This is a genomic window from Ideonella azotifigens, from assembly GCF_006519715.1.
Lineage (GTDB): Bacteria > Pseudomonadota > Gammaproteobacteria > Burkholderiales > Burkholderiaceae_C > Ideonella > Ideonella azotifigens.
Genome location: NZ_VIDT01000178.1, coordinates 1 through 8,862 on the forward strand (window position 1 = coordinate 1; position 8,862 = coordinate 8,862).

General features: G+C 64.6%; 9 protein-coding genes. All 9 read right to left on the reverse strand.

The genetic code is table 11. The annotated features are described in order from the left end of the window. Nucleotides 1-529, reverse strand: a 529-nt coding sequence (locus FKP22_RS12910) for a lipid-A-disaccharide synthase (RefSeq protein ID WP_375140579.1), incomplete at its 3' end; no start/stop codon positions are given. 16 nt (nt 530-545) lie between these two features. Continuing rightward, a complete protein-coding gene (lpxA, locus tag FKP22_RS12915; protein ID WP_141287896.1) occupies nt 546-1,334 on the reverse strand; it encodes an acyl-ACP--UDP-N-acetylglucosamine O-acyltransferase in 789 nt (262 codons plus the stop codon). 7 nt (nt 1,335-1,341) lie between these two features. After that, nucleotides 1,342-1,791, reverse strand: coding sequence for a 3-hydroxyacyl-ACP dehydratase FabZ (fabZ, locus tag FKP22_RS12920; protein WP_141287897.1), 450 nt, complete (start codon nt 1,789-1,791; stop codon nt 1,342-1,344). Further along, the gene (lpxD, locus tag FKP22_RS12925; protein ID WP_231012864.1) at nt 1,788-2,834 is read right to left on the reverse strand and encodes a UDP-3-O-(3-hydroxymyristoyl)glucosamine N-acyltransferase; all 1,047 of its coding nucleotides are present in this window, start codon (nt 2,832-2,834) and stop codon (nt 1,788-1,790) included. The genes fabZ and lpxD overlap by 4 nt, the downstream gene beginning before the upstream one ends. Nucleotides 2,835-2,861: 27 nt before the next feature. Further along, complete coding sequence (locus FKP22_RS12930) at nt 2,862-3,365, reverse strand: OmpH/Skp family outer membrane protein (protein WP_141287902.1); 504 nt, start codon at nt 3,363-3,365, stop codon at nt 2,862-2,864. A gap of 2 nt (nt 3,366-3,367) precedes the next feature. Next, nucleotides 3,368-5,713 carry an outer membrane protein assembly factor BamA gene (gene bamA / locus FKP22_RS12935; RefSeq protein ID WP_141287899.1) on the reverse strand — a complete coding sequence of 782 codons (2,346 nt, stop codon included), beginning with the start codon at nt 5,711-5,713 and terminating at the stop codon, nt 3,368-3,370. An 11-nt stretch (nt 5,714-5,724) separates the two neighbouring features. Then, complete coding sequence (gene rseP, locus FKP22_RS12940; protein ID WP_141287900.1) at nt 5,725-7,092, reverse strand: RIP metalloprotease RseP; 1,368 nt, start codon at nt 7,090-7,092, stop codon at nt 5,725-5,727. 11 nt (nt 7,093-7,103) lie between these two features. Beyond that, nucleotides 7,104-8,294, reverse strand: a complete 1,191-nt coding sequence (locus FKP22_RS12945) for a 1-deoxy-D-xylulose-5-phosphate reductoisomerase (RefSeq protein ID WP_141287901.1) — start codon at nt 8,292-8,294, stop codon at nt 7,104-7,106. An 82-nt stretch (nt 8,295-8,376) separates the two neighbouring features. Beyond that, nucleotides 8,377-8,862, reverse strand: a 486-nt coding sequence (locus FKP22_RS12950; protein WP_170200878.1) for a phosphatidate cytidylyltransferase, incomplete at its 5' end; no start/stop codon positions are given.

Below are 8,862 nucleotides of genomic sequence, written 5' to 3' on the forward strand. Positions count from 1 at the left end.
GTGGCGGCGCCAGCGGAATCAGGTCGGCCAGCGGATGGCCTACGAAGGTCGCGGCCACGCCGTGTTCGGCCAATAGCGCTGGCTCGAACGGGAACAGACACAGCACATGGTCCGCCGCGGCGGCCAGCTTCTTGACGCGCTCTCCGCGCCAGGCCCAGATCGACGGACAGACGAAGTGCACCGTGCGCAGGCCACCGGCTCGCAATGCAGTCTCCAGGCCGAAGTTGAAATCGGGCGCGTCGACACCGATGAAGACGTCCGGCCGCTCGACCAGCAGGCGCTCGCGCAACTGGCTGCGGATGCGCAGCAACTCGCGCAAATGCATCAAGGCGTCCACGTAGCCGAACACCGACAGCTTGGCGCTGGGCCACCAGGCACTGAAGCCCTCGGCAATCATGCGCGGCCCGCCAATGCCGGTCGCCTGCGTGCCTGGCCAGCGTGCGTGCAGGCCTTTGAGCAGCAGGCTGGCCAGCAGGTCGCCAGAAGCTTCGCCGGCCACCATTGCCAGGCGCGGGGCCGGGTTCGTCATGGGTGCGGGCCGGCGCTCAGCGCACGATGCCGCGCTTGGCGGCCGCGAGGAAGTCCAGCATCGTGTCGATGTCAGCATCAGCCTCGGGCCGCAGGCCTTTCAGCGCCGTCATGCCTTCGACGGCCTGCTCCAGCGTCAGCGACGAGCGGTACAGCAGCTTGTGCAGCTGCCGGATCACCGTGGTGCGCTCGTTGCTGAAGCCACGGCGACGCAGGCCGGTCAGGTTGACCGCGCGAGCCACCAGCGGGTTGCCGTCTACCGTCATGAAGGGCGGCACATCCTGCGAGACATGGGCCTGGAACCCGACCATCGCCTGCGAGCCGATGTGCACGAACTGCAGCACGCCACTGAGGCCACCAATCGTCACCCAGTCACCCACATGCACATGGCCGGCCAGCGTGACGCCGTTGGCCAGCACGTTGTGGCTGCCCAGGCGCACATCATGGGCCACGTGCACATAGGCCATGATCCAGTTGTCCGAGCCAATGCGGGTGATGCCATCTTCCTTGGCCGTGCCGAGGTTGAGGGTACAAAACTCGCGCACCGTGTTGCGGTCGCCAATCTCCAGCGCCGCCGGTTCGCCGGCATAGCTCATGTCCTGCGCCACCGCGCCGATGGAGCTGAACTGGAAGAAGCGGTTCTGCTCGCCGATGGTCGTGTGACCTTCAATCACGCAGTGCGGGCCGATCACCGTGCCGGCACCGATGCGCACATGCGGGCCGATCAGGCTGTAGGCTCCCACCTGCACCGACTCATGCAGCTCGGCCGCCGGGTCCACCAGCGCAGTGGCGTGGATCTGCGTCATGGCGGACTCAGCAGATCTTGCGCATCGTGCACATCAGCTCGGCCTCGGCGGCGAGCTCGCCGTCCACCGTCGCGCGGGCCTTGTACTTGATGATGCTGGACTTCACACGTTCGATGGAAGCTTCCAGGATCAACTGGTCGCCCGGCTCGACCGGCCGCTTGAAACGGGCGCCATCGATGCCGGCGAAATACACCACCATGTCGTCACCTGGATCGACATCGTTGGACGCGAAGGACAGCAGCGCAGCCGCCTGGGCCAGGGCTTCCAGGATCAACACGCCCGGCATCACCGGGCGGTGCGGGAAGTGGCCCAGGAACACCGGCTCGTTGATCGACACGTTCTTCAGCGCCTTGATGCGAACGTGCTTTTCCATCTCCAGCACGCGGTCGACCAGCAGGATGGGGTAACGGTGCGGCAGGCGCTTGAGGATCTCGTGGATGTCCATCGTCGGGGTCATGGTGTCTTGTTCTGCTGTTCAAGCGCGCGCACGCGACTTCTGAGGGTATACAACTGGCGCAGCGTGGCTGCGTTCTTTTCCCAGTTCGCGTTGGTATCGATCGGAAAGATGCCGCTGTAATGACCCGGCTGGCGCAGCGAGTGCATCACGAAGCTGCCGGCCGATACCTGCACATGGTCGACGATCTCGATGTGGCCCTGGATCAGCGCCGCACCACCGATCAGGCAATGGGCGCCAATGCGCGCGCTGCCGGCCACGCCCACGCAGGCGGCCATGGCCGTGTGTTCGCCAATGCGCACGTTGTGGGCGATCTGGATCAGGTTGTCCAGCTTCACGCCATTGGCCAGCACCGTGTCGTCCAACGCGCCACGGTCCACGCAGGTGTTGGCGCCAATGTCGACATCGTCGCCGATCTGCACCGTGCCAAGCTGTTCGATCTTTTCCCAGCGCCCTTCGAACGGCGCAAAACCGAAACCGTCTCCGCCGACGACCGCGCCGCTTTGCAGCATGCCTCGCTCGCCGATGCGGCAGGCCTCGGCGAATACCACATGCGCGGCCAGGCGGGTGTGTGCGCCGATCACGGCCGCAGCGCCCACATGGCAGTGCGCGCCAATGATCACGCCTTCGCCAATGAACGCACCGTCGTCGATCACCGCTTGCGGGCCAATGCTCGCCGTGGGATGCAGCCGCACGCCTTCACCGATCACGGCGCTGGCGTGCACGCCGGTCTTGACCGCGGCACGGCGGCGCTCAGCCCACCAGCGTGACAGCCGGGCATAGTAGAGGTAGGGATCGGCGGTGACGATCACCGCACCGCGGGCCTGAGCCGCCTCGCTCAGGTCGGCCCGCACGATCAGGCAGCCTGCCTGCGTCGTGTCCAGCAAGGCCCGCAAACGGGCCTGGGCCAGAAAGCTGATGCTGTGCGCGTCAGCCGCCTCCAATGAGGCGATGCGCCGGATCTCCAGCGCTGCATCGCCCACCAATTCACCGCCCAGGGCCTGAACAATCTCTGCCAGGCGGACCGGAGCGGTCGCACCCGGCATTTGGTTCATTGTTCGTGCCGCCGCAATTCACTTGCCGGCGTTCAACGCGTCGATCACCTTCTTGGTGATGTCCACTCGCGGGCCTGCAAACACGACTTCCTGCAGGATCAGGTCGTACTTTTCCTGTTCGAAGATCTGCTTGATGACCTTGCTGGCGCGCTCGGTCACCGCGGCAAGCTCTTCGTTCTTGCGCTGGTTCAGGTCTTCCAGCAATTCGCGGCGCTTGCGGTCGAAGTCGCGCTGCTGGTCGGACAGGTCACGCTGGCGGCGGCTACGCTCAGCCTCGGGCAATGTCGGTCCGTCCTTGTCCAGCTTGTCCATCGCGGCGCGCAGCTTGGTGCCAACGTCGTTCAGCTCGGTTTCCCGCTTCTTGAACTCGGCTTCCAGCTTGGCCTGGGCCGCTTTCGCCGGCGTGGCTTCGCGCAGCACCCGCTCGCCATTGACATAGCCGATCTTCAGCTCCTGCGCGGACACACCCAGCGCAGCGCACAGGGCCACGGCGGCCAACAGGGATTTCAAAAGCGAAGTCATCATCAAAAGGCCGTTCCGATCTGAAACTGGAAGCGCTGGATTTTATCCCCGCTGAAAGAACGCAAAGGCGTGCCGTAACTCATCTTCAATGGGCCCACAGGCGAGATCCAGCTGAGGCCAAAACCGGCAGAGGCGCGGATGTCGGTGAGGCTGCCTGTGCGGCCACGATCACGGTCTTGCTGCGTCACGGTGCCTGCGTGGTCGCCCCACACATTGCCAGCGTCCGCAAACGTGAAGATGCGCAAGCTCTTGTCGTTTCCGGTGCCTGGCACCGGGAAATACATTTCCGCATTCAGGTTCAGGCGCTTGTTGCCGCCGTTGTAGACGCCGGTGACGTCCACGTCGCCCAGCGAATTCGGCTCGAAGGCACGGACTGAACCGAGGCCGCCACCATAGAAATTCTTGAAAGTGGGATAAGGCAAACCACCCAGCCCTGCGCCATACCCAATTTCACCGTTCAGGCCCAAGGTGAGCTTGGGGAAATACGGCACGGCCATGAAGTGCTGCATCTGACCGTTCAGGCGCGCGTACCGCACGTCGCCGATGAGGCTCAAGTCCAGGTTGATGCGCTTGTATTGACCCCGTGTCGGCGACACCGGGTTGTCGCGCTCTTCCCGCGCCCAGCCCACCGTCAGCGGCGTGGCCCAACTGTAGCGACCAAAGGTGTCGACGTACTTGGTGTAGCTCAGCGGCAGGCCCTCTGAGGTGCCAATGACGGTCTCTTCACCGCCGACGCCAAAGAACACGGTATCGAACTCGGTAAACGGCACACCAAACCGGATCGAGGCACCCGGCGTGGCCAGCTCGAACTTGTCGCCCCGGCTGTTGATTGGCTTGGAGGTTCGGTAGTACACCTCGATGGCACGCGACACGCCATCATCGGTGAAGTACGGGTCCACCGTGCTGACCGACAGGCTTCGGCTGGACCTGCTGGTGTTGATGTCGAAGCCGAGGTAGTTGCCGCTGCCGAAGACGTTTTCCTTGCGGATCGACGCACTCAGCGAGAGCCGGTCAGCACTGGAGAAGCCGGCAGACAACTGCAGGCTGCCGGTCGGCTTTTCGGTCACGGTGATCACCAGGTCGACCTGGTCGGGCGAACCCGGCACCTCGTTGGTCTCGACCGTCACCTCATTGAAGAAGCCCAGTCGCTCGACACGGTCGCGCGAGAGCTTGATCTTGTTGCCGTCGTACCAGGCACCTTCGAACTGCCGGAACTCGCGGCGAATGACTTCGTCGCGGGTGATGGAGTTGCCGGCAATGTTGACGCGGCGAACATTCACACGCTGGCCTGGCGCACCTTGCAGCACCAGCACGACCTGGCCGGTCTTGCGATCAATCTCCGGCCGCGATTCGACCTTGGCGAAAGCGTAGCCGTAGCTGGCGTAAAGATCGGTGAACAGCCGCGTCGTGGCGGTCACATCGTCCCCGCGATAGGCCTCGCCGGGCCGAACCACGACACGGTTGCGGAAGTCGGCTTCGCGGCCCAGGAACTCGCCTTCCAGCCGCACACCTGCCACCACATAGGGCTGGCCTTCGGAGACCGTGACCGAGATGTCGATGTTCTGCTTGTCCGGCGAGATCGTCACCTGGGACGAAGTGATGTCGAACTCCAGATAGCCGCGGTTCAGGTAGTACGAGCGGATCTTTTCCAGGTCGGCATTGAGCTTGGTGCGGGCATAGCGGTCGGACTTGGTGTACCAGGTCAGCCAGCCGCCAGTGGTCAGGTCCATCAGGCCCAGCAGCGTGGACTCGGAGAAGGCGTGCGTGCCGAGGATGCGGATGTCGCCGATCTTCGCAACGCTGCCTTCGGTCACGTTGAAGGTGATGTCCACGCGGTTGCCGCCCACCGGCGTCGCGGTGGTCACGACTTCGGCACCGTACAGGCTGCGCGACAGGTACTGGCGCTTGATTTCCTGCTCGGCGCGATCGATCACGGCCTTGTCGTACGGCTGGCCTTCTGCAATGCCGTTGTCCTTCAGCGCCTTGGCGAGGGTGTCCTTGTCGAACTCCTTCAGGCCGCTGAAGTTGACCGATGCGATGAACGAACGCTCATCGACGATGATCACCACGACCTTGCCATCGAGCTCGATGCGCACGTCCTTGAACAGGCCGGTGGCAAACAAGGCTCGCAGTGCCGCAGCGCCCTTGTCATCGTTGTAGGCGTCGCCAACGCGGAAAGGCAAGGCAGCGAACACGCTGCCCGGGTCGCTGCGCTGCAAGCCTTCGACGCGGATGTCGCGAATGTCGAAAGGTTCGACAGCCAGGCTGACTTGCGCGAAGCCCGCGGCCATCAGAGCCACGCAGGCCGGCACCGGCCGCAAGAAACTTGCTAGAGGGGAAAATCGCATCGGGAGGAGTGTCACTGCAGGCCCAGGAAGCGGGCCACGTCGTTGGATAGGGCGATGGACATCATCAACAGCAGCACCAGCGCACCGCCACGTTGCAGCCACGTGAGCCACTGGTCGGACACCGGCCTGCCGGTCACCGCCTCAAAAAGATAATATATCAGGTGCCCCCCGTCGAGCATCGGCAGCGGCAGCAGGTTGAGCACGCCCAGGCTGACGCTGACGAAGGCCAGGTAGGCCAGGTAGTAAACCAGCCCGCGCTTGATCGCCTTCCCTGCGTAGTCGGCCATCGTCAACGGCCCGCTGATATTGCGTAAAGAAGCTTGTCCAGTCGCCACGCGCCCAAGCATGCGCAAGCTGGTCCAGGCCATTTCGCCAGTGCGCGTCCAACCAGCACTCAAGCCATCCCAGAAGCCCAGTTGCACGAGCGTTGTCGACTCCGGCGCACCCACCTGCGCCTCAATGCGACCAATCGTGCGACCCGCTTCAGTCACCTTGCGCGGCTCGACCACCAACAACACCCGTTGCTGGGCTCGCTCGACCTGCCATTGCATGACGGGCACCGTGAGGCTTCCCGCGCCCCTGATCCGGTCCAGCAACATCTGGGCATCCCGAATGGATTCGCCATCGATGCTCAGCACGCGGTCGCCCGCCTGAAGACCGGCCTGCGCTGCTGCGCCGCCTGGCAGAACAGCATCGATCATCGGTTCGCGAAATGGTGCGCCTATGCCCACCAGTCGAAGCACATCGACACTCGGCTCCTGCCCTGCGAATTGATCAAGCGGTAGCGTCAGCGTACGACGACGTTCGCCTTGTTGGTTGGCCACCTGCAACTGAAGCGGTTGGCCGTCCAACAGCGCCTGCATCAACGCCCACTGCAGTTCGCTCATCGCGCTAAGTTCACGCCACACCTGGCCACCACGCGATACCGCCACGACCTGATCACCAGCCTGCAAGCCAATTTTTTCGGCAAGACTGTTGGCAGGCGGCGTAGCCAAGACCGCCCGCGGCTCCTCATTGCCCAGCCAGCCGACGGCAGCGTAGAGCAGCACGGCGAGCGCCAGATTGGCGAGCGGTCCGGCCAGCACAATGCTGATGCGCGCCCTCAAAGGCTGCCGATCAAAAGCACGCCCTAGCTCCGAATGGGCAACCGGCCCTTCTCTCGAGTCCAACATCCTCACATAGCCACCCAGCGGCAGCGCAGAAAGGGTGAACTCCGTGGCATCCGGACCGGCCTGCCGCCGCCATAGCACGGGACCAAAGCCAATCGAAAACCGATGAATCCGCACACCCCACCATCGAGCGACACGGTAGTGGCCGTACTCATGGATGGGAATCAAGATGCCCAGCATCAACACGATGCCAACGAAGTAATAGCCCATCTCAGTCCGCCTCAGCGTTGCAGAGTCGCAATGACAGCCCGAGCCACAGCGCGCGCTTCCTGGTCCAGCGCCAGCAGGGCCTCGACAGGCGCCTGAAGGTCCAGCTTGGGTGGCAAGGCTTCGAGCGTTGCCGCATTGGCCTGGTGGATGGCGTTGAAGCCGAGCCGGCCGTCCAGGAAGGCCGCCACCGCCTCCTCATTGGCCGCGTTCAGCACGGCAGTGCTGCCGTGCGGCCCCCGCAGCGCGTCCCAGGCCAGGAACAGGCCGGGAAAGCGGCTGCGCTCCGGCGCCTCGAAGGTCAAGGGCGGCAGGCTCAGGAAGTTCAAGGCTTGGGCGCCGGAGGCGATGCGCGCGGGGAAGGAAAGCCCGTAGGCAATGGGCACGCGCATGTCGGGCGTGCCCATTTGCGCCAGCACCGACTGGTCGCGGCAGACCACCATCGAGTGCACGATGCTCTGCGGATGGATCACCACCTGCACCTGCTCGGGCTGCAGGTCGAACAGCCAGCGCGCCTCGATCACTTCGAGCGCCTTGTTCATCATCGTCGCCGAGTCGACCGAAATCTTGCGGCCCATGACCCAGTTCGGGTGCGCGCAGGCCTGGTCCGGCGTCACGTCGGCCAGGCTGGCCGGGTCGCGCTGGCGGAAAGGCCCGCCGGATGCCGTCAACACGATGTGATCAATGCGCTGGGCCCAGGTGCCGCGGTCTTCCGGCAGGCACTGGAAGATGGCCGAATGTTCACTGTCGATCGGCAGCAATTGCGCACCGCCCTGCCGCACGGCGGCCATGAACTGCGCACCGCCCACCACCAGCGCTTCCTTGTTGGCCAGCAGCAGGCGCTTGCCGGCCAGTGCAGCGGCCATGCAGGCCGGCAAACCTGCAGCGCCGACGATGGCCGCCATCACGCTGTCCACGTCTTCGTGCGCGGCCAGCTCGACCAGCGCCTGCGGGCCTTCCAGCACCTCGGTTGGCAAACCGGCTTCTCGCACCTGCCGGCGCAATTCGGCCGCAGCAGCCGGGTCGCTCATCGCCGCGAAGCGTGGTTGCCATTGGCGCAGCTGCGCAAGCAACTCAGGCACCCGCGCATGGCCGGTCAGGGCGACGACCTCGAAACGATCGGGGTGGCGCGCCACCACGTCCAGGGTGCTGGTCCCGATCGAACCGGTGGCGCCCAGAATGCAAAGACGCTGGCGAGTGGTCATGGACAAGTCCGTCAAAACGTAAGAGGCCGACATCACAGTCTGCGCCATCGCGGGACGGCGCGGCGCGGCGTGAAAGGACTGCTCAAAAGCTGGTCAAGGCCATGATGGCCGGCAACACCGGCAGCAAGGCATCCACACGGTCCAGGATGCCCCCATGCCCAGGCAGCAAGGCGCTGGAATCCTTGGCGCCCACGGCCCGCTTGGCCATCGACTCCACCAGATCGCCCATCACGCTGAGCGCGGACAGGAACACCAGCGCCACCGGCCAGCCCAGCCAACCCAAGCGCGCCCAGAGCTGGGCAAAGACGCTGCTGGCACTGCCGAACCAGACGGGCTCCAGTTGCATCCACAACACGCCCAGCACCAGCACGCCCAGCATGCCGGACCAGACACCTTCCCAGCTTTTGCCGGGACTGATGGCCGGCGCCAGCTTGTGGCGGCCGAAGGCACGCCCACCGAAGTAGGCCGCAATGTCGGCCATCCAGACCACGCAGAAGCAGGACAGGATGAAATTCAAGCCGCGGGCCCGCGCAGCAGTCAGCGCCAGCCAGGCGGCGCAAAGCACCAG

Coding starts and splice junctions, on each gene's coding strand:
- lpxA (WP_141287896.1), bottom strand. CDS start 1,334: ATGACGCAGATCCACGCCACTGCGCTGGTGGACCCGGCGGCCGAGCTG.
- fabZ (WP_141287897.1), bottom strand. CDS start 1,791: ATGACCCCGACGATGGACATCCACGAGATCCTCAAGCGCCTGCCGCAC.
- lpxD (WP_231012864.1), bottom strand. CDS start 2,834: ATGCCGGGTGCGACCGCTCCGGTCCGCCTGGCAGAGATTGTTCAGGCC.
- FKP22_RS12930 (WP_141287902.1), bottom strand. CDS start 3,365: ATGACTTCGCTTTTGAAATCCCTGTTGGCCGCCGTGGCCCTGTGCGCT.
- bamA (WP_141287899.1), bottom strand. CDS start 5,713: ATGCGATTTTCCCCTCTAGCAAGTTTCTTGCGGCCGGTGCCGGCCTGC.
- rseP (WP_141287900.1), bottom strand. CDS start 7,092: ATGGGCTATTACTTCGTTGGCATCGTGTTGATGCTGGGCATCTTGATT.
- FKP22_RS12945 (WP_141287901.1), bottom strand. CDS start 8,294: ATGACCACTCGCCAGCGTCTTTGCATTCTGGGCGCCACCGGTTCGATC.